Origin of the sequence: Microbacterium sp. SORGH_AS_0505 (genome assembly GCF_030818715.1) — a bacterium.
Classification (GTDB): Bacteria; Actinomycetota; Actinomycetes; order Actinomycetales; family Microbacteriaceae; genus Microbacterium.
The window spans coordinates 2,269,590-2,295,102 of record NZ_JAUTAT010000001.1 but is presented as its reverse complement, the minus strand read 5'-3'; the positions used below and the strand labels follow the sequence as shown (position 1 = coordinate 2,295,102).

The 25,513-nt window shown below is 69.3% G+C and carries 24 protein-coding genes, 1 tRNA gene and 2 pseudogenes; 6 read left to right on the top strand and 21 right to left on the bottom strand.

Annotation, left to right across the window (positions count from 1 at the left end; all coding sequences use genetic code 11):
* The first annotated feature begins 10 nt into the window (after positions 1–10).
* The gene (locus QE428_RS11300) at positions 11–448 is read left to right on the top strand and encodes a hypothetical protein (protein WP_307469228.1); all 438 of its coding nucleotides are present in this window, start codon (positions 11–13) and stop codon (positions 446–448) included.
* A 64-nt stretch (positions 449–512) separates the two neighbouring features.
* Here QE428_RS11300 and QE428_RS11295 read toward each other — a convergent pair.
* Both QE428_RS11295 and QE428_RS11290 read right to left on the bottom strand, forming a co-directional pair.
* Positions 513–588, bottom strand: a tRNA-Asn gene (locus tag QE428_RS11295).
* Positions 589–649: 61 nt separating this feature from the next.
* Positions 650–1,417 (bottom strand): ATP-binding cassette domain-containing protein, encoded by a 768-nt coding sequence (locus QE428_RS11290; RefSeq protein ID WP_205803075.1) that lies wholly within the window; start codon positions 1,415–1,417, stop codon positions 650–652.
* Positions 1,418–1,517: 100 nt separating this feature from the next.
* Between QE428_RS11290 and QE428_RS11285 the strand changes: the two are divergent.
* Positions 1,518–2,201, top strand: a pseudogene (locus tag QE428_RS11285) (HNH endonuclease).
* A gap of 77 nt (positions 2,202–2,278) precedes the next feature.
* On the opposite strand, the gene dnaG reads toward QE428_RS11285, so the two are convergent.
* The 3 genes from dnaG to dusB are packed head-to-tail and all read right to left on the bottom strand — an operon-like array spanning position 2,279 to position 6,658.
* The gene (gene dnaG, locus QE428_RS11280; RefSeq protein ID WP_091353263.1) at positions 2,279–4,129 is read right to left on the bottom strand and encodes a DNA primase; all 1,851 of its coding nucleotides are present in this window, start codon (positions 4,127–4,129) and stop codon (positions 2,279–2,281) included.
* Positions 4,129–5,526, bottom strand: coding sequence for a deoxyguanosinetriphosphate triphosphohydrolase (locus QE428_RS11275; protein ID WP_240741329.1), 1,398 nt, complete (start codon positions 5,524–5,526; stop codon positions 4,129–4,131). The genes dnaG and QE428_RS11275 overlap by 1 nt, the downstream gene beginning before the upstream one ends.
* Positions 5,498–6,658, bottom strand: a complete 1,161-nt coding sequence (gene dusB, locus QE428_RS11270) for a tRNA dihydrouridine synthase DusB (protein ID WP_133399528.1) — start codon at positions 6,656–6,658, stop codon at positions 5,498–5,500. Before dusB ends, QE428_RS11275 begins: the two co-directional genes overlap by 29 nt.
* Positions 6,659–6,721: 63 nt before the next feature.
* Between dusB and QE428_RS11265 the strand changes: the two genes are divergently transcribed.
* Positions 6,722–7,216, top strand: a complete 495-nt coding sequence (locus QE428_RS11265; protein WP_091353256.1) for a glutathione peroxidase — start codon at positions 6,722–6,724, stop codon at positions 7,214–7,216.
* A 67-nt stretch (positions 7,217–7,283) separates the two neighbouring features.
* Here the strand turns inward: QE428_RS11265 and QE428_RS11260 are convergent, their stop codons facing one another.
* Positions 7,284–7,961, bottom strand: coding sequence for a DsbA family protein (locus tag QE428_RS11260; protein WP_307469214.1), 678 nt, complete (start codon positions 7,959–7,961; stop codon positions 7,284–7,286).
* A 60-nt stretch (positions 7,962–8,021) separates the two neighbouring features.
* On the opposite strand from QE428_RS11260, the gene QE428_RS11255 reads away from it, so the two are divergent.
* Positions 8,022–8,585, top strand: a complete 564-nt coding sequence (locus QE428_RS11255) for an AAA family ATPase (RefSeq protein ID WP_307469211.1) — start codon at positions 8,022–8,024, stop codon at positions 8,583–8,585.
* Positions 8,586–8,588: 3 nt separating this feature from the next.
* On the opposite strand, the gene QE428_RS11250 is transcribed toward QE428_RS11255, so the two are convergent.
* Both QE428_RS11250 and recO read right to left on the bottom strand, forming a co-directional pair.
* Positions 8,589–9,395, bottom strand: coding sequence for an isoprenyl transferase (locus QE428_RS11250; protein ID WP_307469209.1), 807 nt, complete (start codon positions 9,393–9,395; stop codon positions 8,589–8,591).
* Complete coding sequence (gene recO / locus QE428_RS11245; RefSeq protein WP_307469207.1) at positions 9,392–10,120, bottom strand: DNA repair protein RecO; 729 nt, start codon at positions 10,118–10,120, stop codon at positions 9,392–9,394. The genes QE428_RS11250 and recO overlap by 4 nt, the downstream gene beginning before the upstream one ends.
* A gap of 35 nt (positions 10,121–10,155) precedes the next feature.
* On the opposite strand from recO, the gene QE428_RS11240 reads away from it, so the two are divergent.
* Complete coding sequence (locus QE428_RS11240) at positions 10,156–10,842, top strand: trimeric intracellular cation channel family protein (RefSeq protein ID WP_091353241.1); 687 nt, start codon at positions 10,156–10,158, stop codon at positions 10,840–10,842.
* Positions 10,843–10,875: 33 nt separating this feature from the next.
* Here the strand turns inward: QE428_RS11240 and leuA are convergent, their stop codons facing one another.
* Positions 10,876–12,636 (bottom strand): 2-isopropylmalate synthase, encoded by a 1,761-nt coding sequence (leuA, locus tag QE428_RS11235; RefSeq protein ID WP_307469204.1) that lies wholly within the window; start codon positions 12,634–12,636, stop codon positions 10,876–10,878.
* A 186-nt stretch (positions 12,637–12,822) separates the two neighbouring features.
* Between leuA and QE428_RS11230 the strand changes: the two genes are divergently transcribed.
* Positions 12,823–13,449 carry a hypothetical protein gene (locus QE428_RS11230; protein WP_307469201.1) on the top strand — a complete coding sequence of 209 codons (627 nt, stop codon included), beginning with the start codon at positions 12,823–12,825 and terminating at the stop codon, positions 13,447–13,449.
* Positions 13,450–13,456: 7 nt separating this feature from the next.
* Here the strand turns inward: QE428_RS11230 and QE428_RS11225 are convergent, their stop codons facing one another.
* From QE428_RS11225 to lepA, 12 genes and pseudogenes are all read right to left on the bottom strand, one after another.
* Positions 13,457–14,386, bottom strand: coding sequence for an NADP-dependent oxidoreductase (locus tag QE428_RS11225; RefSeq protein ID WP_307469198.1), 930 nt, complete (start codon positions 14,384–14,386; stop codon positions 13,457–13,459).
* A 33-nt stretch (positions 14,387–14,419) separates the two neighbouring features.
* Positions 14,420–15,316, bottom strand: coding sequence for a GTPase Era (era, locus tag QE428_RS11220; RefSeq protein WP_091353227.1), 897 nt, complete (start codon positions 15,314–15,316; stop codon positions 14,420–14,422).
* Complete coding sequence (locus QE428_RS11215) at positions 15,313–16,629, bottom strand: hemolysin family protein (RefSeq protein ID WP_307469192.1); 1,317 nt, start codon at positions 16,627–16,629, stop codon at positions 15,313–15,315. The genes era and QE428_RS11215 overlap by 4 nt, the downstream gene beginning before the upstream one ends.
* Positions 16,626–17,093: an rRNA maturation RNase YbeY gene (ybeY, locus tag QE428_RS11210; RefSeq protein WP_091353220.1), complete on the bottom strand. Its 468-nt coding sequence runs from the start codon at positions 17,091–17,093 to the stop codon at positions 16,626–16,628. Before ybeY ends, QE428_RS11215 begins: the two co-directional genes overlap by 4 nt.
* On the bottom strand, positions 17,090–18,214 hold the full coding sequence (locus QE428_RS11205; RefSeq protein WP_373457705.1) for a PhoH family protein: 1,125 nt from the start codon (positions 18,212–18,214) through the stop codon (positions 17,090–17,092). The genes ybeY and QE428_RS11205 overlap by 4 nt, the downstream gene beginning before the upstream one ends.
* A complete protein-coding gene (locus QE428_RS11200) occupies positions 18,165–18,512 on the bottom strand; it encodes a histidine triad nucleotide-binding protein (protein WP_091353211.1) in 348 nt (115 codons plus the stop codon). The genes QE428_RS11205 and QE428_RS11200 overlap by 50 nt, the downstream gene beginning before the upstream one ends.
* Positions 18,513–18,556: 44 nt before the next feature.
* Positions 18,557–19,295: pseudogene (locus tag QE428_RS11195) on the bottom strand (16S rRNA (uracil(1498)-N(3))-methyltransferase).
* Between the two features lie 2 nt (positions 19,296–19,297).
* Positions 19,298–20,413, bottom strand: a complete 1,116-nt coding sequence (gene dnaJ, locus QE428_RS11190; protein WP_307469188.1) for a molecular chaperone DnaJ — start codon at positions 20,411–20,413, stop codon at positions 19,298–19,300.
* A 31-nt stretch (positions 20,414–20,444) separates the two neighbouring features.
* Positions 20,445–21,479, bottom strand: a complete 1,035-nt coding sequence (hrcA, locus tag QE428_RS11185; protein ID WP_307469185.1) for a heat-inducible transcriptional repressor HrcA — start codon at positions 21,477–21,479, stop codon at positions 20,445–20,447.
* Positions 21,480–21,549: 70 nt separating this feature from the next.
* Positions 21,550–22,767, bottom strand: coding sequence for a radical SAM family heme chaperone HemW (gene hemW, locus QE428_RS11180; protein ID WP_307469182.1), 1,218 nt, complete (start codon positions 22,765–22,767; stop codon positions 21,550–21,552).
* Positions 22,767–23,417 (bottom strand): DUF1990 family protein, encoded by a 651-nt coding sequence (locus tag QE428_RS11175; protein WP_307469179.1) that lies wholly within the window; start codon positions 23,415–23,417, stop codon positions 22,767–22,769. Before QE428_RS11175 ends, hemW begins: the two co-directional genes overlap by 1 nt.
* 9 nt (positions 23,418–23,426) lie before the next feature.
* Positions 23,427–25,277: a translation elongation factor 4 gene (gene lepA / locus QE428_RS11170; RefSeq protein ID WP_091353190.1), complete on the bottom strand. Its 1,851-nt coding sequence runs from the start codon at positions 25,275–25,277 to the stop codon at positions 23,427–23,429.
* Positions 25,278–25,513: the final 236 nt, after the last annotated feature.

Sequence of the window (25,513 nt, the reverse complement as noted above, 5' to 3'; positions counted from 1 at the left end):
CCGTCACGTCATGGACCGAGCGCGCACGAGGATCCTCACCGAGGTCGAGCAGACCTTGGACCCCGGCGAATCGGTCGTCGTCGCGCTCCATACGTCCAACGGCGATACGGGACACGTGCAGCCTCACGAAGGGGTCCTCGTCGCCACTGATCGGCGGCTGCGCTTCCGCGGGAAGAGCGGGTGGGCTGGCCGGCAGGTTCACGACGAGTCTTTCCCATACTCGGAAATCCGCGAGCTGGCGTTCTCCCGCATCGATGTCACCTCCTCAGCCGGCACATACGGCCGGATCATCACAAAGGGTCGTCTCGCCTTGACCTGTGGCGGCGTCTCCTGGGTGTTCGAGCGTCAGGGCCTTGTGGCCGTGGCGGACGATCGGGAGGTCGAGGCGCTCGCCGACGAGGTCGAAAACCGGATTCGCGCTCTGGATGTGCCTCCTGCGGAGGCGTGACGCAGAGGCAGCGGCTCGCGTCGAACGACGAAAGCCCGGACCTTTCGAGGTCCGGGCTTTCCGTTGGCTCCCCGGCTTGGACTCGAACCAAGAACCTATCGGTTAACAGCCGATTGCTCTGCCAATTGAGCTACCGAGGATCAGCCGCCCGTCACCGGGCAACCACACAATCGTAGCAAAGCCGAAGGGGTGCTCGTGACATCAGCCGCCGATGCGTGTCGCCTCGTCGGGCGTCCAGAGGACGTCGTCCAGAGTCCGTCCGATACCGACGGGGTGCCCCGCGCGCAACACCAGAACCTGCGCGTCGAGATCGGTGACGAGTTCCCTCTCGTTCGTCACGACCAGCAGTGCCATGCCCTCCGCCGTCCGTCGCAGGAGGGCGTCACGGACAGCGGGACGGACGTCCACGTCGAGATTCGCATACGGCTCGTCGGCGATGAGCACTTTCGGGTCGAGGACGAGGCTGCGGGCGATCGCGACGCGCTGACGCATGCCCGAACTGAGCTCGTAGGGGTACTTCTCCGAGGCGCCGATGGGTAGCTGCAACTCGTCCAGGAGCGCGGCGACGCGGAGGGCGAGCGCGCGCTCGTTGACACGGCGATCGCGCGCCGTGATGGGTTCGGCCACGATCTCGGAGATCGTCAGCCTCGACGGCAGCGCCGAGTTGACGCCCTGCGCCAGGTGGCCCGTCCGGTAACCGCGGATGCGGCGTGCACGACCACGGGCCCGCAGGGAGATCCCGGCGACTTCGCCCGTGCCGCCGACGACGCGGAGATCACGGTGGTCAGCGCCCGCGAGACCCGACGCGAGGCTCGACTTGCCCGAACCTGTCGCACCCATGACCGCGACCGTCTCACCGGGCAATATCCGCAGAGAGACCCCGTCGACGACGCGGGTGTCGGCGGAGAGCCGGGCGATCGACAGATCCGAACAGAAGATCGCCGCATCCGCGTCCGTCAATCGAGGCATGCGATCCATCCTCATCCCTCCGGGCGCACGATGCCAGTCCAGCCCGCTGCCTCCGGCCACGCACGAACGGGATGTGCGTGGCTGGTGCAAGAGTGCGGGTATGACGGAAGCAATGGAAACCCCCGATGGTGAGGTCTATCTTGCTGCCGTCGCGGGAACCGTTGCGGACGTCGAAGACATCTGGGTCGAGTTCGCCCGGGTGAAGATTCGTGAGCTCCGCGCCTTGGCTGCCGCGGGGCAGTTGGCGGAAGCCCAGGGCGCACCTCGGAACGCGAGAGTCCGGGTGCACGGCATGGTGCTGCGGTCGATCTCGGCCGAGGTCGCCGGAGTGATGCGGATGACCGACCGGCCGTTCAACGTCGGATCGGCGAGGCTCGGACGATCATCGAAGGATTCCCCGCCGCGGTCGCCGCATGGGAACGTTCAGGGGCACGTGAAAGCGATCGTCGACGCCGGATTGAACTTGCCTGGAGAGATGTGGGCGGAGTTCGAAGCGATCGCGATCGAACGATGCGACCGCCAGACGCCGAACCGGGTTCGGGGTGAGATCGACCACACCCACGGCCACACCATCGGCGGCAAGACCGAACTCTCCAACCTCGCCCACCTGTGCCAACGGCATCACTCGATGAATCAGTTCACCGCCTGGCGCGTTCGACAAGTCCAGGGTGGAGTCCTGGAATGGACCTCACCCCTCGGCAGGACCTATCGAGAAGACGCACCCACGCCGGCCGTCGCCTTCATGCCTGCCCCAGCACAACCCGGAGACCCGGCTCCGTCCTGACCGCCGTGCCCTTCCGAGAGACCGCGCACCCTCAGTGCTCGAGTCCCACGTGCCGACAACCTCCGGGACTTCGAGGGTCAGATCGAGTCGGCCAGCGTCCGCCGTCGCTGATCGAGGTCGCGGAGAGCAACGCGGACAGCCCGACCCTGCTCCGACTCCGCGGATACACGCTGAACCTCGCCGAGCAACTCGGCCTTCTCGCGATCCATCGCACGGAGCCGTAGGCGCCGGCACATCGCGCGCGCGGACGTCTTCGCTTCGATCTCCGTCAGGGCCGGGAAGGACGAGGTCAGCAACTCCGCGGCGAGTCCCCGGTACGGCTCACGGGTCGCATCGACCGCCGCCGTCGACCACCCCACGCGCGACCGGTCCGGCTGCGCGATGACCGCCTGCCGGACCGCCTCGAGCGCGGGATGCTCCATGGGGATCTGGAGCGCCGCATCCACCTCACCGGCATCCAAGACGTGCCCGTACTGCAGCACGCCCATCAGCGCGTCACGCTCGAGTGTCGCGCTCGCGGTGCGCGGCAGACTCGCCATCGTCACCCGGACCGGGGCCGCACCCTCGTCAGGTGTCTCAGCCGGAGCGGGACCGCGCTCGCGGGGCGCATGGCTGCCCCGCGCGGCCCGCTCGACGGCCGGCGTCACCTCGCCCAGGTCCATTCCGAGCTTGCGCGCCAGAACGCGGGTGTATCCCGGCCGCAGCGACGGGTCGCGGATCTCGGCGACGATCGGGGCGGCGGCGCGCAGCGCACCGACGCGACCTTCGACACTGCGCAGGTCGAACCCCGCCAGCTTCTGGTCGATGACGAACTCGAACATCGGAGCCTTCGCGTCCATCAGCGCCCGCACGGCACCGTCGCCCCGGTTCAATCGCAGGTCGCAGGGATCCAGGCCGTCCGGCGCGACGGCCACGTACGTCTGAGCGGCGAATCGCTTCTCATCGGCGAAGGCGCGCAGTGCCGCCTTCTGGCCCGCGGCATCCGGGTCGAAGGTGAAGATCACTTCGCCGGCCGCGCTGTCATCGCCCATGACCCGACGGAGCACCGTGATGTGGTCCGAGCCGAATGCCGTCCCGCAGGTGGCGATGGCCGTCGTGATGCCGGCGAGATGGCACGCCATGACGTCCGTGTAGCCCTCGACGACCACGACGCGGTGAGACCGCGACACGTCCTTCTTCGCGAGGTCGAGGCCGTACAGGACCTGCGCCTTCTTGTAGATCGGCGTCTCGGGGGTGTTCAGGTACTTCGGGCCCTGGTCGTCGTCGTAGAGCTTGCGGGCACCGAAGCCGATCGTCTGCCCGGTCAGGTCGCGGATGGGCCAGACGACGCGACCTCGGAACCGGTCGTACACCCCGCGCTGCCCCTGTGAGACGAGACCCGCCGTCGCGAGCTCCTCGTCGCTGAACCCCTGGGCGCGGAGCGCGTCGCGCATGTTGTTCCAGCCCTTGGGCGCGTACCCGACCCCGAAGTGCGCGGCGGCCCCGGCGTCGAAACCCCGCTCGCCGAGGAAGCGACGCCCGGCATCCGCCTCAGCCGTCGCCAGCTGCGAGCGGAAGTACTCCGCAGCCGCCGTGTTCGCCTGGTAAAGGCGCGTGCGACCGCTCGTCTCGGGCGCGGCGCCGCCGTCCTCGTAGTGCAGCTGGTAGCCGATGCGCGCGGCCAAACGCTCGACGGCCTCCGTGAACGTCAGGTGGTCCATGTTGCGCAGGAACGAATAGACGTCACCCGATTCGCCGCATCCGAAGCAGTGGTAGTACCCCGCCTGAGGCCGGACGTTGAAGCTCGGGCTCCGCTCATCGTGGAACGGGCAGAGCCCCTTCATCGAGCCGACGCCGGCGGACTTCAGCGCGACCCGCTCACCGACGATGTCGACGATGTTGGTGCGCGCCTTCACCTCGTCGACGTCAGCCTGACGGATGCGAGCCATCAGAGACCTTCGATCGGTTCGGGCAGCGCGTACCCGGGGTTCGCGGCGACACGCGAGCCCGCGGGCCACAGGCCGAGTTCGCGCAGGTCGACAGGACCCACCAGCGCGGAGTGCCATTCGATGGCGAACCGGTCGGTCAACGTCGCTACCTGGTCGACGACGACCCGCTTGCGCTCGGCATCCGTCTGCGCCGCGGCGAAGTCGACAGCGTGGATCCGGTCGAGGTGTTCGGGACGCTCCAGCAGGGCCGACGCGAGCCGCTTCAATACCCGACGCTGCTCCTTGTAGAGACCCTTGCGACCGTCGATCGACACGACGAACGCGCCGATCGTTCCCTTCAGGACCGCCATTTCGGCTTCGATGACGCGCGGCACGATCATCCGACCGCGGTAGCGCGTCAGTGCGGGGGTGTCGTAGTGCTCACGCGTCGCGGCGGTCGCGGCCCGCGCGAAGCGGCCGATGAAGTCCGAGGTCAGGTTCTTGAGGCGTGCGACCGACGCGCGCGTCCCGTCGAACTCTGTCATCCACTCCGGCAGGCGCACCAGACGGTAGAGCGCATCGGCGAGCTCGTCACGGCTGAAGCCGAGGCCCACCCACGCCTGGATCGCCGTCAGCAGCGACTCGCGCTCGCGGCTGTCCGCGAGGCGCCGAGGGTCGAGATAGCCGTTGAGCACCGCATCCTCGAAATCGTGCACCGAGTAGGCGATGTCGTCGGAGAGATCCATGACCTCGGCCTCGATGCACCGCACCCGGCCGGGCGCACCCTGCCGCATCCAGTGGAAGATCGCCTCGTCCTCGGCGTACACACCGAACTTCTGCCGCCCGCCCGGATCAGGGATGGCGTGATCGGCCGTCCACGGGTACTTGCACGTCGCATCGAGGCTCGCGCGGGTCAGGTTGAGGCCGAAGCTCTCGCCGTCGTCGTCGACGACCTTGGGCTCCAGCCGCGCGAGGATGCGCAGCGACTGCGCGTTGCCCTCGAAGCCGCCGATGTCCTCAGCCCACTCGTTGAGTGCTCGCTCGCCGTTGTGTCCGAAGGGCGGATGCCCGAGGTCGTGGCTCAGGCAGGCGGTGTCGACCACGTCGGGCGAGAGCTCGAGCGCGATCGCGAGTTCGCGGCCGACCTGCGCGACCTCGAGCGAGTGCGTCAGTCGGTTGCGCGCGAAGTCGTCGGGACTCGCCGGGCTCAGCACCTGGGTCTTCGCGGCTAGGCGACGGAATCCGGCGGAGTGCAGAACTCGCGCCCGGTCACGCGCGAAACCGTCGCGGAGGGAACGGTGCTTCTCGGGGTGGAACCGCTCGGCGTCGTGGTCGTCGTAGCCCGTGGGACGTCCGGCCGCGATGCCCACGCTCGCGCCGGTCACCGTCTCAGCCGCCACTGGTGTCGAGCTCCGCATCGGCGAGGGCGGTGGATGCCGCATATCCGATCTCGCGCGAGTCCAGCCAGCCGTCGGGGAGGGCTGGGCGCTTCGGCGTACCCGCACGCCCTCGTTGGCCCTCGGCGGCCGCGCCGGGATACGGCGCCTCGAGATCGAGGGTCGCGAGCAGCTCGTCGATCTCCTCGAGACTGGAGACCGTCGCGAGCTTCGCACGGAGGTCACCGCCCACCGGGTACCCCTTGAAGTACCAGGCGACGTGCTTGCGGATGTCGCGGCAGCCGCGGTCCTCGCTCTCGAAGAACTCGACCAGGAGCTCCGCGTGGCGTCGGAAGGCGGCCGCGACGAACCCGAGCGTCGCGTCGACCGGAGCGGCGGCGTGACCGGTGCCGAGCTCGCGCGCGAGGTCACCGAAGAGCCAGGGGCGGCCGAGGCATCCACGTCCGACGACGACACCGTCGCAGCCGGTCTCCGACATCATGCGGCGCGCGTCCTCCGCCGACCAGATGTCGCCGTTGCCGAGGACGGGGACGCTCGTCACCGTCTCCTTCAGCTTCGCGATCGCGGACCAGTCGGCGTGCCCCGAGTAGAACTCGGACGCCGTCCGGGCGTGCAGCGCGACGGCGGCGACACCGGCGCCCTCGGCGATCCGACCGGCCTCGAGGTAGGTCAGGTGGTCCGAGTCGATGCCCTTGCGCATCTTCACGGTCAGCGGGACGGAACCTGCGGCTTTCGCGGCGCGCTCGACGATCTCGCGGAACAGTTCCGTCTTCCACGGCAGGGCCGCGCCGCCGCCCTTGCGGGTCACCTTCGGGACCGGGCAGCCGAAATTGAGGTCGACGTGATCCGCGTGGTCCTCTTCGACGATGATCCGGACGGCAGCCTCGACGGTGGCCGGGTCGACGCCGTAGAGCTGGATCGAGCGCGGGGTCTCGGACTCGTGGTGGCGGATCAAGCGCATGGTCGTGGCGTTCCGCTCGACGAGCGCGCGAGTGGTGATCATCTCGCTCACGTACAGGCCGGCACCGTACTCGCGGCACAGGCGTCGGAAGGCGGTGTTGGTGATGCCCGCCATGGGCGCCAGCACGACGGGCGCGTCGAGGGTGATGGGCCCGATGCGCAGCGGCGCGGGCGGAGCGAGGGTCGTGGACATATCCTTCACATTCTCCCAGACGGCGAGCGCATCGGGCATCTGCGCGAGTCCTATCGTGGACACATGACCGAAACCTCCTCCCTGCGAGAGATCCCGTTCACCACCGCAGACGGGAAGGAGGCAACCCTCGGCGACTTCGGCGACAAGGCGTTCCTCATCGTGAACGTCGCGTCGAAGTGTGGGCTGGCTCCCCAGTACGAGCAGCTCGAGGAGCTGCAGAAGCAGTACGGCGACCAGGGCCTGCAGGTCATCGGCTTCCCCTGCAACCAGTTCATGGGCCAGGAGCCGGGGTCGATGGAGGAGATCCTCGACTACTGCGCCGTCAATTGGGGCATCACGTTCCCCATCATGGACAAGGTGCGCGTCAACGGTTCGCACGCCGCTCCGCTCTACAAGGCGCTGAAGAAGTCCCCGAACGCCGAGCGTGCCAAGGGACCGGTGATGTGGAACTTCGAGAAGTTCCTCGTGACCCGTGACGGCGAGCTGCACCGCTTCCGCCCGCAGACCAAGCCGAACGAGCCCGAGGTCATCTCGGCGATCGAGAAGGCCCTCGCCTGATAACTCGCACGAACGACGAAGGCCGCATCCCCGATCCGGGGTGCGGCCTTTGTCGTAGGAGAAGAGGTCAGCTCGCGGCGGGCGCCTCGGCGCGCTCGGCCCACACCTGGCGGGCGATCTGCGCGAACGCCGCGGGAGGCTGCGCACCGCTCACGCCGTACTTGCCGTCGATGACGAAGAACGGAACGCCCTGGATGCCGTAAGCCTGTGCCTGTGCTTGGTCGGCGCGCACCGCCTCGAGGTAGCGACCAGAATCCAGCGCCTCGCGCGTCTGGTCGGGGTCGAGACCCGCCTCAGCGGCGAGGGCGACGAGGTCATCGATCTTCCCGACGTGACGGCCCTCGGTGAAGTACGCCGACATGAGGCGCTCGGTCATCTCCTTCTGGAGACCCTGTTCCTTCGCGAAGTGCAGCAGCTCGTGGGCCTTGACCGTGTTGGTGTGCTTCAGGATGTCGAAGCGGTAGCCGAGTCCGGCGTCGGCGGCGACGCCGGTCACACGGTCGAGCATCTGCTGCACCTGGTCGGCCGGCATCCCCTTGTACTCGGAGAGGAAGTCGATCTCGGTTCCGTCGAAGTCGACGGGGGTGTCCGGGGACAACTCGTACGAGTGGAAGGTCACCTCCACGCGGGGGGCGTCGGCGTCTGCAGCCGTCTCCGCCAGCCCGGTCTCGAGGTTGCGCTTTCCGATGTAGCACCACGGGCAGGCGATGTCGCTCCACACGTCGATCTTGATGGGTTCCGTCACACCTGCTGCAACGCGCATTCGCCCTCGCGCTATTCCCCCGTGCGCTCCTAGGCTGACGGGATGCTCTCGGCCGACGACCCGCTCCCGTTCCGCCCGCAGCGCGTCGTGATCGCCGGGACCACGGGCGTCGGCAAGTCGACGCTGGCTCGGCGGCTGGCGGAGCTGTGGGAGCTCGAGTACACCGAGCTCGACTCGCTCTTCCACGGTCCCGGGTGGACGACCCGACCCGAGTTCTTGAGCGACGTCCGCCGCGTGGCGGACGGGGAGCGGTGGGTGTCGGAGTGGAACTACTTCGGTTCCGGCGGCGGACAGATCCTCGGGGAGCGCGCCGACCTCGCCGTCTGGCTCGACCTGCCGCGCCGGATCGCCCGCGCCCGGCTGCTCCGCCGCACGCTGCGCCGCCGCATCCGTCGCGAACACCTGTGGAACGGGAACGTCGAGCCGCCGCTGTGGACCGTCTTCCGGGACCCCGGTCACATCCTCCGGTGGGAGATGCGCACGCACGCCACGTGGAGGACGCGGATGCCGGTGGTCGCCGCCGAGTACGCCCTGCCCGTCGTGCGTCTCACTCACCCCCGCGAAGTCGGTCGCTGGCTGGCCGGCCCCGCTGTCGACGCCCCCTGACCGTCAGGACGCGGTCGGCGCGTCCTTCGCCCCGCCGAATCGGCGATCGCGCGAGAGGTACAGCTCGATCGCGCCCCACAAGTCCGTGCGGGAGAAGTCGGGCCAGAGCGTGTCGAGGAAGACCATCTCGGCGTAGGCCGCCTCCCACAGCAGGAAGTTCGACGTCCGCTGCTCCCCGCTGGAGCGGACGAACAGGTCCACGTCGGGCATGTCGGGCACGTACAGGTGGCGGCGGAGCGTCTTCTCTGTGATGGCAGAAGGTGTGAGCTTCCCGCGGGCGATCTCATCTCCCATCGCCCGCATCGCGTCGACGATCTCGTGTCGTCCCCCGTAGTTGACGCACATCGTCAGGGTGAGTCCCGTGTTGCCGGAGGTGAGCTCCTCCGCGTACTGGAGCTCCTTGATGACGGAGCCCCAGAGCCGGGGCTTCCGTCCCGCCCAGCGGATGCGGACGTCCCACTCGTTGAGCTGATCGCGACGTCGGTGCAGCACGTCGCGGTTGTAGCCCATGAGGAAGCGCACCTCCTCGGGCGAGCGCGCCCAGTTCTCGGTCGAGAAGGCGTATACGCTCAGGTGCTTCACGCCCGCCTGGACCGCACCGGCGACGACGTCGAGGAGGACCTCCTCGCCCGCGCGGTGTCCCTCGATGCGCGTGAGACCGCGGCGGTTGGCCCAGCGGCCGTTGCCGTCCATGACGATCGCGACGTGAGCGGGGACCGAGCCCTTGGGGAACTCCGGCGGGTACACGCCGGTCCAGTCGAGGGGGCGGTAGGGCACCGCGTCGCGATGCGTGTACGGCTTGGGACTCACCGAGGCGCCTCCAGGTGGGACAGGGAACGGATGCCTCGTTCAGTGTGCCACTGCGCATAGGCCGCGATGAGACCGGAGGATGCCGCGGTGGCGCCGTGGGTGGCGGCATCCACCACGTCCCACTCCCCCGCCAGCAGGGCACGGAGCAGGCCCGCGGTCTCGGGACTGATACGCGGTGAACCGGCCGGCGCACACGCGCAGCAGACGATGCCGCCCAACTGCGCGACGAACCATTCGTGCGGTCCGGGCGCGCCGCACCGGGCGCACTCCTGCAGCGACGGGGCCCACCCCGAGAGCGACATGACGCGGAGCAGGTAGGAATCGAGGACCGATCGCGGTGCGTGATCGCCGCGCGCCAGCGCGCGGAGACCGCCGACGAGGAGCAGATACTGCTGCGGCGTCGTCTCGGCCTCGTTGAGCCGATCGGCTGTCTCGGACATGGCGGATGCCGCGGTGTAGCGGTCGTAGTCCGTCGCGATGTCGGCGCCGTAGGCCCCGAGGGACTCCGCCTGCTGCACGATGTCGAGCGAGCGGCCCTTGTACATCTGCACGTCCGCCACCATGAACGGCTCGAGCCGCGCACCGAACTTCGACGACGTGCGGCGGACGCCCTTCGCGACGGCGCGCACCTTGCCGTGACGACGGCTCAGCATCGTCAGGATGCGGTCCGCCTCACCCAGCTTGTGGGTGCGCAGGACCACGACCTCGTCGCGGTAAGTGGGCACCCATCGATTATCCCGTGACCAGGCACAATGAAGGCGTGACCGAGCCGCAGTTCCTCATCCCCCTCTGGGCGGACCTCACCGCCGTAGGCCTCGGCGGCGTGCAGGGCGCCCTCTTCGCCTCAGGGTTCCAGGGTCAGCGTCGCCTCGATCTCCTCGGGGTCGCCATCATCGGCGTCGTCATGGGTCTCGGCGGCGGCATGATCCGCGACCTGCTGCTCAGTACGACCCCCGTCGCCCTGCAGAGCGACGGCTACCTGATCACCGTCACCGCCGCTGCGCTGGTCGGGATGCTGCTCGCGAACGTGTTCCAGCGCCTCAACGCGGTCATCGTGGGCCTCGACGCCGTCGCGATCGGCATGTTCGGAGCGCTCGGGACGACGAAGGCGCTCGCCCTCGGTCTCCCGCCCATCCCCTCGATCTTCGTCGGGGCGTGCGCCGCCGTCGGCGGGGGTCTGCTCCGTGACGTGTTCATGGGACTTCCCGTCGCCATGATGCACGTCGGCTCGCTCTACGCCGTCGCTGCCGCTGTCGGATGCGCCGTCCTGGCGGTCCTGGACGTCCTCGGCGTCTCCGCCGTTCCTGCCGCGATCACGTGCATCGCGGTGACCGCCGTCATCCGCGTGCTCGCGGTCGTCTTCGATATCTCCCTGCCCGAGCAACGCGCGCTGTACCGCAGGAAGGTCGCCGTCGAGACCTCGACGATCCCGATCATCAAGCCCTGATCGGGCGCCGATCGACGGCGACCCCTGCGAGAGTCAGACGCCCGCCAGCTCGCTCTCGTGGGTGCGGGTGCGGATCGCGCGGTTCACGGCCGACACGATCGCCTTGAGGCTCGCGGTCGAGATGTCACCGTCGATTCCGACGCCCCACAGGCGCTGGTCCTCGACCTGCAGCTCGACGTAGGCGGCCGCGTGCGCATCGCCGCCGGCGCCGAGGGTGTGCTCGACGTAGTCGTACAGCGAGATGTCGAACCCGCGCTCGCCGAGGACCTTCAGGAAGGCCGCGATGGGACCGTTGCCCGCGCCCGTCGCCGCGACACGCTCGTCGCCGTCGCGGAGCGTCACCTCGAGGGCCACGTCCCCGGACATGTCGCTCTGCGTGCGGGTCGACAGGAGCTCGAACCGACCCCACTTGTCGTCGGCCGCACGGGCAGGCAGGTACTCGTCGGAGAAGATCGACCAGATCTGACCGCTGGAGACCTCGCCGCCCTCCGCATCCGTCTTGGCCTGCACGACCCCGGAGAACTCGATTTGAAGCTTGCGGGGCAGATCCAGCGAGTGGTCGGACTTGAGCAGGTAGGCGACGCCGCCCTTGCCCGACTGCGAGTTGACGCGGATGACCGCCTCGTACGACCGCCCCAGGTCCTTCGGGTCGATCGGCAGGTACGGGACGGCCCACTCGATCTCGTCGACGGTGACGCCGGATGCCTTCGCCCGCGCCTCCATCGCCTCGAAGCCCTTCTTGATGGCGTCCTGGTGCGAGCCGCTGAATGCGGTGAACACCAGGTCACCCGCCCAGGGGCTCCGTTCGGGGACCGGCAGCTGGTTGCAGTACTCCGCCGTGCGCTTGACGTGGTCGATGTCGCTGAAGTCGATCTGGGGGTCGATGCCCTGCGTCAGCAAGTTGATCCCCAGGGCGACCAGGTCGACATTGCCGGTGCGCTCGCCGTTGCCGAAGAGGCATCCTTCGATCCGGTCGGCGCCGGCCATGTAGCCGAGCTCCGCGGCGGCGATCGCGGTGCCGCGGTCGTTGTGGGGGTGCAGCGACAGGATGACGTTCTCGCGGTGAGCCAGGTTCCGGCTCATCCACTCGATCGAGTCGGCGTAGACGTTCGGCGTCGCCATCTCGACGGTCGCCGGCAGGTTGATGATGACCTTGCGCTCGGGCGTCGGCTCGAAGACCTCGATCACCTGGTTGCAGACGTCGACGGCGAACTCTAGCTCGGTCCCGGTGTAGCTCTCGGGCGAGTACTCGTAGTAGACGGCGGTCTCGGGGATCGTCTTCTCATACTCGCGGCACAACCGCGCACCCTCGAGGGCGATGTCGATGATGCCCTGCTGGTCGGTCCGGAAGACGACCTCGCGCTGCAGCACGCTCGTGGAGTTGTAGAGGTGGACGATCGCCTGCTTGGCGCCGGCGATGGACTCGTACGTGCGCTTGATGAGGTGCTCGCGTGCCTGCGTCAGCACCTGGATCGTGACGTCCTCGGGGATGAGGTCCTCGTCGATCAGCTGCCGGACGAAGTCGAAGTCGGTCTGGCTCGCGCTCGGGAAACCGACCTCGATCTCCTTGTAGCCCATCTTCACGAGCAATTCGAACATGACGCGCTTGCGCTCGGGACTCATCGGATCGATGAGCGCCTGGTTGCCGTCACGGAGATCGACGGCGCACCAGCGGGGCGCGACCTCGATGCGGTTGCTCGGCCACGTGCGGTCGGGCAGATCGACGCGGATCTGCTCGTGGTACGGGCGGTACTTGTGGATCGGTGCGCCCGAGGGCTTCTGGGTGTTTCGCATGATGGGTGCTTCTTCTCTCGTCACTGGTGCGGACCCACGACAACCTCCGCGACGAGTTGGTCCTAGATCGAGGACTCGTCGCGGCGACGAAGAAGGAGGCCGCAGAAGCGCATACCGACACGTTACACCCCGCTCGCGGCGCTCGACATTCTGAGACGGATGCCGCGCCGCCGACACTCTCGGGGCATGATGCACCGTCGCTCCCTCGCCGCCCTCGTCGCCAGCGCCGCCCTCCTGCTCACCTCGTGCGCCGCCGCCGCCGATGCGGGGGGCTCCGCCGCCCCTCCGGGAGCGGCGCTCGCCGCGCTCACCCCCGAGGCCCCCACCGGCGAGGTCATCGCCCAGGGAACGGTCCTCGACGACGGATCGTCCGTCGAGCTGTGCCTCGGGGCCGTCGCCGAATCCGCGCCGCCGCAGTGCAGCGGCATCCCGCTCTCCGGCTGGTCGTGGGCGGGCCTCGACGACGCCGCCTCGATGGGCGACGCCACCTGGGGGACGTATGCCGTCTACGGCACCTACGACGGCGACGCGTTCACGGTGACGCGCACCCCCGTGCCCCTCGCCCTTTTCGACCCGGTGGCCGCTCCCGACCCCACGGAGGGGAAACCGGGCACGGCCACGGCGGCGGACGTCGCGTCCGTCCAGGACGCGATCCCCGACGCGATCGGGGACGCCTACCTCGCATCCTCGGAGCAGGACGGCTGGGTGTTCGTCGACGTGGTGTGGGACGACGGCACCTGGCAGGAGGCCGCCGATCAGGACTTCGGGGCCGGCAAGGTGATCGTGCGCTCGGCGATCCGGGAGATCAGCTGACGGCGCCTCAGGTCAGCAGGGCGAGCTTGCCGCCGGGGTGCCCCTCCTTGAGGAAGCGCGCCGCCTCGACCGCGTCGGCGAACGGGTAGGTGCGTGCGACGGGCACCTCGAGCAGCCCGCGACGCGCGAGATCGACGAGCTCTCCCCGGACGGCATCGCGGAACGCGGCGCTCGCGGGCAGCATCCCGCCGATCGCGACGATGCCTTCGGACTCCAGGTCGCGACGGACGATCGTGATGATGCGCTTACGGTCCTCGATGAGCGCGAGGGAGGCGTCGATCGCCTCATCGGTCCCCACGCCGTCGAGCGATGCGACGAAGGCGGCGCCACCCGCGGCATCCTTCGCTCTGTCGATGAGGCCCGGACCGTAGGCGATCGGGATGCCGCCGTAGCGCCGGACGACGTCGGCGTTGCGCTCGCTCGCCGTCCCGACGACGCGGACGCCGCGCACCGCCGCCTGCTGCAGGAAGCTGACACCGACGGCGCCGGATGCCGCGTGGAAGAGCACGGTGTCGCCGCGGCCCGCGCCGCTCAGCTCGAGCAGCTCGGCGGCCGTGGCGCCCGCCAGGAACAGGTTGGCCGCCTCGGGATGCGTCACCGTCGCCGGCTTCGCGAAGGCCTTCTCTGCCGGAATGGTCACCTCGGTCGCGTACCCGCCACGCAGTCGGAACGCGAGGACCTCGTCGCCGATGTTCGCGTGCCCCGAGCCGATCTCCGTGTCAGGACCCAGAGCGGTGATCTCACCGGAGACCTCGTAGCCGAGAGGGAACGGGAACGACGCATCGGGTCGGGTCGGGTACTTGTAGTCGGCGGGGTTCATTCCGATGGCGTGCACCCGGATCGTCACCTCGCCGGCTGCGGGCGCGGGGACGTCCACCTCTCGTAGCTCCCAGTCGTCCAGCCCGTCGGGACCGGTCGCGAACCATGCCTGTGCCATGACGTCGTCCTTCCGTGGTGCCGGTGTCGCCGGTCAGAATCCGAGGCGCCCCAACTGCTTGGGGTCGCGCTGCCACTCCTTCGCGACGCGCACGCGCAGCGAGAGGAACACGCGACCGCCGACGAGCGGCTCGATGCCGGCGCGCGAGCGCGCGCCGACGTCTTTCAGTCGCGATCCGCCGCGACCGATGATGATCGCCTTCTGACTGTCGCGCTCGACGACGATGTTGGCGTACACGTCGGTGAGGTCGCTGTCCTCGCGGGCGGCGATGTCCTCGACGGTCACGGCGATCGAGTGCGGCAGTTCATCGCGGACACCGTCGAGCGCCGCCTCGCGGATGATCTCGGCGATCCGATCCTCGAGGCTCTCGTCCGTGACGATGCCCTCCGGGTACAGGGCGGGACCGGTCGGCATGAGCTTCAGCAGCTCGTCGGCCAGCACGTCGAGCTGGTCGTCGGTCACGGCGGACAGCGGGATGACGGCGTCCCAGTCCTCGCGGAGCGCGTCGACCTCCATGAGGCGCTCGGTGATCTCCTCGCGCGACGCGATGTCGACCTTCGTGACGATGGCGACCTTCTTCGCCCGGCCGTAGCCGTCGAGAGATGCCGCGATGCGCCGGTCGCCGGGGCCGACCTTCTCGGTGGCCGGCACGAGGAACCCGATCGCGTCGACGTCGCCGAGCACCTGCTCGACGAGGTCGTTCAGCCGCTGGCCCAGAAGGGTCCGCGGCTTGTGGATGCCGGGGGTGTCGACGATCACGAGCTGACCGCCCGGGCGGTTGAGGATGCCGCGGATCGCCTTGCGCGTGGTCTGGGGCTTGTCGCTCGTGATCGCGACCTTCTCGCCGACGAGGGCGTTGGTCAGGGTCGACTTGCCGACGTTGGGACGTCCGACGAACGTCACGAAACCGGAACGGCTGCTCACGGTCACTCCGATCCCCGCGCAACGCGGATCTCTGCGGTGGAAGGGGTTCCGGGTTCGGCGACCGGGCGCTCGGCGCGCTCGACGAACACCGTCGCGAGGCCGCGACCCCGGCCGAGGGACGTGCCGCCGGTGAGGACGAGGCCGCTGTGCTCGACGCGCACTCCCGGGACGGGGACGCTGCCGAGCGCCTTGCCGAACAGGCCGCCGATCGAGTCCACGTCGTCGTCCTCGAGTTCGATCCCGAACAGGTCGCCGACCTCGTCGAGCGCCAGACGGGTGCTCACACGGAAACGGCCGCCGCCGAGGTCCGAGACCTCGCTCGTGCGCAGGTCGTACTCGTCGGCGATCTCGCCCACGAGCTCCTCGATGAGGTCTTCGAGCGTCACGAGTCCCGACACCCCGCCGTACTCGTCAACGACGAGGCAGACGTGCACGGCTTCGCGCTTCATCTGCTGCAGGAGGGTCTCGGCGCGCATCGATTCGGGGACGAAGACGGCGGGCCGGGCGACCTGGGCGACCGGCACTCCGCGCCAGGCGGTCTCGTCGCGGTAGGCGAACTGCACGAGGTCCTTGAGGTACACGACGCCGGTGATGTCGTCGGCCTCGCCGTCGGCGATCGGGATGCGCGAGACGCCCTTGTCGAGGAAGAGGGTCATCGCCTCCTGCGTCGTGGCCGCGGCATCCATCGTCACCATGTCGGTGCGGGGCACCATCACGGCACGCACGAACCGGTCGGTGAAGTCGAAGACGGAGTGGATCAGGTCGCGGTCATCGGCCTCGATGAGGTCCTGCGAGGCGGCCTCGTCGACCATGCTCAGCAGCTGCTCCTCCGACGCGAAGGACGCGCCGCGGTGGATGCCGGGGGTCAGGCGGTCGCCGAGGAGGACCAGCAGGTGCGCGAGCGGCCCCAGCACGATGCGCGCCCCGCGGATGAGCCCGGCGCACGCCTTCAGGAACCCCTTCGCGTGCTGACGGCCCACGGCGCGCGGCGATGCGCCCACGAGGACGAACGAGGCGACCGTCATGACGACGACCGCAGCGAGCATGGCCCACCAGATGTTGTCGAAGACGAGGGTGAGGGCGACCGTGACGAGGACGGCCGCTGCAGTCTCGATGAGGATGCGGATGAAGACGACGGCCGTGCGGTGCGCGTCCGGGTCCGCCGCGATCCGCCGCAGACTCGCGCCGGTGCGCGCCTCATCGGCCAGATCCGCGAGGTCCGTACGCGAGGTCACATCGAGCGCGGCCTCCAGCGAGGCCATCAGGCCGCCGAGCGCGACGAGGAGCCCCGCCGCGACGAAGAGGAGGATCTCGGTCATGCGCGCCGGTGGCGCTCACTCGTGTGGAACGCCCCGATGAGCTCCTTCTGGAGTCCGAACATCTCGCGTTCCTCTTCGGGCTCCGCGTGGTCGAATCCGAGCAGGTGGAGCAGGCCGTGCGTCGTCAGGAGGATGAGCTCGTCCATCGTGGTGTGCTTCGCCGCCTGCGCCTGGGTCTCGGCGACCTGGGGGCAGAGCACGATGTCGCCGAGCAGCCCGGGAGGGGTGGGGGCCTCATCGGTGCCGGGGCGAAGCTCGTCCATGGGGAAGCTCAGCACATCGGTCGGCCCGGGCTCGTCCATCCACTGGACGTGCAGCGCCTCCATCGCTCCCTCGTCGACGAGAAGGATCGCGACGTCGGCATCCGGGCTCACGTGCAGCTCGGCGAAGTTGTTCTCGGTGAGGCGGAGGAGGACGGTCTCATCGACCTCGACGCCGGACTCGTTGGTGATCTCGATGGTCATGAACGTCCTCGCTTGGGCTGTCGATCTCGGGGGCCGGCGGGGCGCAGCCCCGTCCGGCGCTCGGCGCGGTTGGCGAACTCGCTCGCCTCGTCGCGCTCACGGCGCGCCACGAGCTTCTCCTCGTCGTAGGCGGTGTAGGCGTCGACGATGCGGCCGACCAGCGTGTGACGCACGACGTCGTCGCTCGTGAGGCGTGAGAAGTGGATGTCGTCGATGTCCTTCAGGACTCGGGTGACCAGGCGCAGACCCGACGCGCCCTGCGGCAGGTCGACCTGCGTGATGTCACCGGTCACGACCATGCGGGTGCCGAAGCCGAGGCGCGTGAGGAACATCTTCATCTGCTCGGGCGTCGTGTTCTGCGCCTCGTCGAGGACGACGAACGAGTCGTTGAGCGTGCGACCGCGCATGTACGCGAGGGGGGCGACCTCGATGGTTCCCGACGCCATGAGCTTGGGGACGAGCTCGGGGTCCATCATCTCGTTCAGGGCGTCGTAGAGCGGGCGGAGGTACGGGTCGATCTTGTCGGTCAGCGTTCCGGGGAGGAATCCGAGCCGCTCCCCCGCCTCGACGGCGGGACGGGTCAGGATGATGCGGCTGACCTCCTTGCGCTGCAGCGCCTGGACGGCCTTCGCCATCGCGAGGTAGGTCTTGCCGGTGCCGGCGGGGCCGATGCCGAAGACGATCGTGTTCTCCTCGATCGCGTCGACGTACTCCTTCTGACCGCGCGTCTTGGGCCGGATGACCTTGCCGCGCGAGGACAGGATCGCCTCGCCGAGCACCTCGGAGGGACGCATGCCGCTGTTCTCGCGGAGGATGCGGTTCGATTGGGTCACGTCGCTGGGGTCGAGGCCCTGACCCGCTCGCGCCATGCCGATCAGCTCGTCCACGAGCTCGTGGGCGCGGGCGACGGCGCCCTCGTCACCGGTGAGGGTGATCTCGTTGCCGCGGACGTGCACCTGCACGTCGGGGTGTTCGCGTTCCACGGTGCGCAGCAGACGGTCCTGCGGACCGAGTAGCTGCACCATGGCGACACCGTCGGCGTAGATGTGCGCGACGGTGGGTTCGGCGCTGTCAGCCACCGAGGCTCCCTTCCGTGAGCCCCCCGCCCAGCACGTGTGCATGGACGTGGAACACGGTCTGTCCGGCATCGGGGCCGGTGTTGAATACGAGTCTGAAGTCTCCGCCGGCGTGCTCGGCGGCGACGCTGTTCGCGAGGCCGATCAGCTCGGCGAGGAGGGCGGGGTCGCCTGCCGCGAGCTCGACCACGTCGCGGTAGTCCTCGGTCTTGGGGATCACGAGGAGATGGACGGGTGCCTGCGGGGCGATATCGCGGATCGCGAACGCATTGTCGGTCTCGGCGACGATCTCGGAGGGGATCTCACCCCGGAGGATGCGGGTGAACACCGATGGCTCGCTCATCCCCCCAGTCTACTCAGCGCCTTCCCGCGCCGGTCGGGGCCGCCTCACCAGCGACCGAGGGCGGCATTGACGACCGCGAGGGCAGCAGGACCCGCTGTGGAGGGTGCGCAGCACCGTGTCGCCGAGCCGCACCAGCGTCGCGCCCGCGGCCTGCAGCAGATCGAGTTCCTCGGGCGAGATGCCCCCTTCAGGCCCCACGACGAGGATCACGTCGCTCGCGTCGTCCGCATCGATCTCTATGCGCGACAGGGCGACGGATGCCGTGGGTTCGAGCACCAGCATCCGCGCGTCCCGGGCACGTGCCGCCAGCTCCCGCGTGGTCACCGGCTGGTCGAGGTCGGCGAGCCAGGGCCGGTGGGCCTGCTTCGCCGCCTCCCGGGCGATGGTCTCCCAGCGCGCGACGCCCTTGGCGACCTTCGGGCCCTCCCACCGCGAGACCGAACGGGCGGCCTGCCACGGCGTGATCGCATCGACACCGAGCTCCGTCGCGGCCTGTACGGCGAGCTCGTCGCGGTCGCCCTTCGCGAGGGCCTGGACGAGGACGGTGCGCGGCGACGCCGGCGGCACCGACGTACGACCGGAGAGCTCCACCGAGACCTCCTTCGGGGCGGCCTCGGACACCGTCCCGCTCAGCCACACGCCGCGGCCGTCGCCGACCGTGACCGCCTCGCCCACGCGGATGCGGCGGACGGCCGCGGCGTGGTGGGCTTCGGCCCCCGTCAACCGGACGACATCGCCCGGACCGGCGGACCCGGCATCCTCGATCAGGAAGTGGAGGGCCACGATCAGCGCTTGAACTTGCCGCGGAGCTTGGAGAACAGGCCGGGGTGGAACTCCGCCAGGTGCGGCGGCGCCGGACGCATCCGCTTCGCGAGCTCCTGCACGAGAGCCCGGGACTTGGGGTCGAGGTGCGAGGGAGTGACGACCTGCACGCCGACGCGGAGGTCGCCGCGCTGGTCGCCGCGGAGAGGCGTGATCCCCCGGCCGCGGATCGTGAGCTCGTCGCCCGCCTGGACGCCGGAGCGGATGTCGAGGTCGACCGAGCCGTCGAGCGAGTCGATCGTGACGCTCGTGCCGAGGATCGCGTCGACCATCGAGACCTCGAGGGTCGCGAGCAGGTCGTCGCCGTCACGGCTGAATACGTCGTGCGGGGCGACGGTGACCTCGAGGTACAGGTCGCCGTTCGGACCGCCGGCGGGGCCGACCTCGCCCGAACCGGGGAGCTGGAGGCGCAGACCGGTCTCGACACCGGCGGGAATGTCGATCGACACGGTGCGGCGCGCGCGCACACGGCCCTGGCCCTGGCAGGTGGAGCACGGGTACGGGATGGTCGTGCCGTACCCCTGGCACGTGGTGCAGGGCTGGGAGGTGACGACGTTGCCGAGGAGGCTCCGGACCGTCCGCTGGATCTGGCCCGATCCGTGGCAGATGTCGCACGTGACCGGCTGGGTGCCCGGCTGGCAGCACGAGCCCTGGCAGGTCTCGCAGAGGACGGCGGTGTCGACCTCGATATCGCGGTGGACGCCGAAGACGACGTCGCCGAGGTCGAGGTCGACGCGGACGAGGGCATCCTGACCGCGCTCGCGACGGGACCGGGGCCGTCCCGCGCGGGTTCCGCCTCCGCCGCCCCCGAAGAAGCTCTCGAAGATGTCGCTGAAGCCGCCGAAGCCGGCACCGGCCCCGCCGAAGCCGTCGGCGTCGCCGCCCATGTCGTAGCGCTGGCGCTGATCGGGGTCGCTCAGCACGTCGTATGCGTGCGTCACGAGCTTGAACTGCTCGGACGCATCCTCTCCGGGGTTCACATCCGGGTGCAGCTGGCGCGCCAGACGCCGGTATGCCTTCTTGATCTCCTCGGGGCTCGCGTCACGCGCGACGCCCAGGACCTCGTAGTGGTCAGCCACAATCACCTCTCCGGCCCGCGGGCCGATTCGTTCAGCGCGACGTCTCGTCTTCTTCGAGCAATCGCGTCAGATAGTGCGCGACGGCGCGAACCGCCGCGAGATTCGTGGGGTAGTCCATCCGTGTGGGCCCGAGCACGCCGATGCGGGCGTGAGAACCCCCGGCGTCGTACTCGCCCGCGACGATGGATGCCTCGGACAGTCCGAACGGCTCGTTCTCGCGCCCGATGCTGGTCGCCAGTCCGCGATCGTCGGCGACCATCTCGCCCATCAGACGCAGAAGGGTCACCTGCTCCTCGATCGCCTCGAGGAGGGGATAGATGCTGCCGCGGAAATCCGACTCGCGTCGCGCGAGGGTCGCCGATCCTGCCATCACCATGCGGTCCTGACGGAACTCGTCGAGCTCCTCGCCGATCGCGCGCAGCACGATGCGGCGGTTCTCCTCCCGCGGGACAGCGGTGTTCTCCTCGAGGATGCGGGCGATCGCTGCAACGCCGTCCTTGACGCTCTTCCCGGTGAGGAGCGTCGCCATCGCGAGCTTGAGCTGCGACGCCTCGTCCGCCGACGGCTCGGTCGCGAGGAAGACGACGCGCTGCGAGACCCGGCCGGTATCGGTCACGACGATGAGGACGAGGCGCGTGCCGCCGAGGTGCACGACCTCGACGTGGGAGATGTTCGCCCGCGAGAAGGACGGGTACTGCACGATCGCAACCTGGCCCGTCAGCCGGGTGAGGGTGCGGACCGTCCGGACGAGCAGATCGTCGAGGTCACCGGTGTCCTCGAGGAAGGACCCGATCGCCGAGCGCTGCGCCGACGTGAGCGGACGGACGTCGGCGAGGTGGTCGACGAAGACGCGGTAGCCCTTGTCGGTGGGCACGCGGCCCGACGAGGTGTGCGGCGCGGTGATGAGTTCCTCGTCCTCGAGGAGCGCCATGTCGTTGCGGATGGTCGCAGCCGACACGCCGAACTGGTGACGGTCGACGATCGCCTTGCTGCCGACCGGCTCGCGCGTGTCGACGTAGTCCTGCACGATCGCACGCAACACCTGGAGACCGCGTTCCGAGACCATCACCCCTCCTCCGCTGGCACTCTCGTTCTGGGAGTGCCAATTCTATCGCGCGAGAAGCGATCTGCTCGGATCACGCGGTGAGCGCGCGGACGACGGCGTCGGCCAGGAGCCGCCCGCGCCTGGTGAGGACGACGCGCCCGCGGACGGCCTCAGCGCCGTCGACGAGTCCGTCGGCGATGAGGGATGCCACGTTCCGCCGCCCCGCGACGGTCGCCTCGTCGACCGCGACACCGTCGACGATGCGCGAGCGGAGCAGGATGACCTCGAGGCGGCGGGCCTCGGCATCCGGTCGCTCCCGTCCCGCCGCCGGGGACTCCCCCAGCGCCAGGCGCTGCGCGTACGCGGCGGGGTGCTTGACGTTCCACCAGCGCAGCCCGCCGACGTGGCTGTGGGCACCGGGGCCGTAGCCCCACCAGTCCTGACCCCGCCAGTACGACAGGTTGTGGCGGGAGCGCTGGGCGGGAGTCGTCGACCAGTTCGAGACCTCGTACCAGCCGTAACCGGCTGCCGCGAGCAGCTCGTCGGCGAGCTCGTACATGTCGGCCTGCAGATCGTCGTCGGGGGCGGGTACCTCGCCGCGGCGGATCTGGCGCTCGAGCTTCGTCCCGTCCTCCACGATGAGGGCGTACGCCGAGATGTGATCAGGTGCGAGCGCGATCGCCGTCTCGAGCGAGGTGCGCCAGTCCTCGAGCGACTCCCCCGGCGCGCCGTAGATGAGATCGAGGCTGACCGCGAGCCCGGCCTTCCGCGCCGCCGCGACGGCCGTCGCGATGTTCGCGGGGTCGTGCGTGCGGTCGAGTGCCGCGAGGACGTGCGGCACGGACGACTGCATCCCGATCGAGAACCGTGTGACGCCGGCAGCGGCAAGGGTCTGCGCGACCTCATCGGTCAGCGTGTCGGGGTTCGCCTCGACCGTGACCTCGGCGCCGTCCGCGAGACCGAAGGTTCCCCGGATGCCGTCGAGCATGCGCGCGAGGTCGCCCGGCGGAAGGAGCGTGGGGGTGCCACCCCCGAAGAAGACGGTGCGAGCCGGACGCAGGGGTCCCTGTGCCGCGAGGACCTCACGGGACAGCGCGATCTCGTGGAGCACCTCGTCGGCGTAGGTGTCCTGGCGTGCACCGCGCAGCTCGGTCGCGGTGTACGTGTTGAAGTCGCAGTATCCGCAGCGGACCCGGCAGAACGGCACGTGCAGGTACACGCCGAAGTCGACGTCGGGATCGACCGGGACGTCGTGCGGCAGCGCGCCGTCGGCGGGTGCGGGATCGCCGAGGGGAAGAGCAGAGCCCATCAGGAACCGGTGGCGTACATGGGCGACATCGCCTGCAGGTACCCCTGGAACAGCGCACGGCGACGCCGCTTCACGAGCGGACGCCACAGGCGGTAGAGGACGCCCGTCGGCTTGTCGAACGCGCGGACCGTGAACCAGACCTCGTCGTCGTCCCGCCACTCGAGCAGGAACGACTCCTCGCCGCTGACGACCGATCCGCCGACGGTGCCGAGCGAGAACCCGACCCGACGCGGCTCGTCGATGACCGAGATGACGCGGAGTTCGGCATCCGCCCTCATCCCCGCGACCCGGCCGTGGAGGTGCGCCGTCGTGCCGGCGCCCACGAACGGGGTGCCGTCGGCGTCGAAGCGCTGTTCATCGTCCAATCGGCTCGGCTGCACGGCGTTGCCCTCGGCGTCGAAGCCGACGCCCGAGTACATGGGGCCGGATGCCGGGCGCACGTCGACCACCTGCAGACCCGCCCCGCGCTGGGCACCCCACCCGAGGAGTTGCTCGGTCGAGGTGACGAACCGGTCCTCACCGCTGCCGAGGCGCCATGACGCCTCCGCCGGGATCGTACCCCGCGGCGGATAGCCCATGAGGTCGGGGGCTTGCGTGGCCCCGACGGCGGCGTAGTCGACGGTCCCTGCCTGGAAACTCCCGCGGCGCATCGTGTCAGCCTACTTCTTGTCCTTGCCCTCGACATCGCCCGAGAGGGCGGCGATGAACGCCTCCTGGGGGACCTCGACGCGGCCGACCATCTTCATGCGCTTCTTGCCCTCTTTCTGCTTCTCGAGCAGCTTGCGCTTGCGACTGATGTCACCGCCGTAGCACTTGGCGAGGACGTCCTTGCGGATGGCACTGATGTTCTCGCGGGCGATGATGCGGGCGCCGATGGCGGCCTGGATCGGCACCTCGAACTGCTGGCGTGGAATGAGCTTGCGCAGGCGCTCGGTCATCAGCGTGCCGTAGGCGTAGGCCTTCTCGCGGTGGACGATCGAGCTGAACGCGTCGACCTTCTCGCCCTGCAGCAGGATGTCGACCTTCACGAGGTCCGCGGTCTGCGAGCCCGCCGGTTCGTAGTCGAGGCTCGCGTAGCCCTGCGTCTTCGACTTCAGGTGATCGAAGAAGTCGAACACGATCTCACCGAGCGGCATGTTGTAGCGGAGCTCGACGCGGTCCTCGCTGAGGTAGTCCATGCCGAGGAGCGTGCCGCGACGCGACTGGCAGAGCTCCATGACCGTGCCGACGTAGTCCTTCGGCAACAGGATGCCGACCTTGACCACCGGCTCGGACACCTCGGCGACGCGGCCGTCCGGGTACTCGGACGGGTTCGTCACCGTGACCGTCTCGTTGGTGTCGGTCGTGACCGTGTAGGTCACCGAGGGCGCCGTGGTGATGAGATCGAGGTCGAACTCCCGCGAGAGGCGCTCGGTGATGATCTCGAGGTGCAGCAGTCCGAGGAACCCGCAGCGGAAGCCGAAGCCGAGGGCCACGGAGGTCTCGGGCTCGTACTGCAGGGAGGCGTCCGAGAGCTTCAGCTTGTCGAGTGCCTCCCGGAGCACGGCGTAGTCGCTGCCGTCGATCGGGTAGATCCCCGAGAACACCATCGGCTTCGGGTCGGTGTAGCCGGCCAGCGCATCGGTCGCGGGCTTGCGGTGGTTCGTGATCGTGTCGCCCACCTTGGACTGGCGGACATCCTTCACACCCGTGATGAGGTAGCCGACCTCCCCGACGCCGAGGCCCTTGGTGGGCACCGGCTCGGGGCTCGACACGCCGATCTCGAGCAGGTCGTGGGCGGCGCGCGTCGACATCATCTGGATCCGCTCGCGCGGCTCGAGCTTGCCGTCGACCATGCGGACGTAGGTGACGACGCCGCGGTAGGCGTCGTAGACCGAATCGAAGATCATGGCGCGCGCGGGGGCGTCGGGATCGCCCACGGGAGCCGGGATGCGCTCGACGATCCGGTCGAGGAGGGCTTCGACGCCCATGCCGGTCTTGCCGCTCACCTTGAGGACGTCGGCCGGGTCGCCGCCGATCAGGTTCGCGAGCTCCGCCGCGTACTTCTCGGGGTCGGCCGCCGGCAGGTCGATCTTGTTGAGGACCGGAATGATCTCGAGATCGTTCTCGAGGGCGAGGTAGAGGTTCGCGAGCGTCTGGGCCTCGATGCCCTGTGCGGCGTCGACCAGGAGGATCGCGCCCTCGCACGCGGCGAGCGACCGGCTGACCTCGTACGTGAAGTCGACGTGACCGGGGGTGTCGATCATGTTGAGGGCGAACGTGCCGTCGTCGGTGGCCCACGGCATCCGGACAGCCTGGCTCTTGATCGTGATGCCGCGCTCACGCTCGATGTCCATGCGGTCGAGGTACTGGGCGCGCATGTCGCGGTCGGCGACCACGCCGGTGATCTGCAGCATGCGATCGGCCAGCGTGGACTTGCCGTGGTCGATGTGGGCGATGATGCAGAAGTTGCGAAGCTGCGCGGGCGGCGTGGCCGCAGGCTGCAGGGGCGTGAGTGCGCGGGGTGACATGACCAGGCGAGTCTACCGGCGACCGGCTGCGAGCTCGGTGCGCAGATCGGGCAGGATAACCGCTCGCGCCGACGACACGCCAGCGCTCGGAGTCATGAGAAAGAGTTAACCGATCTGACCCTTGCGGGGTGTCCCGGACCGCCCGAATGCTCAATGTGGCGGTCGGTTCCTGCGCGATAAGCCCCGCGCCCGAGCCGCCTGGGAGAACCCACCGTGTCGCACCCACCTGCCCCCGC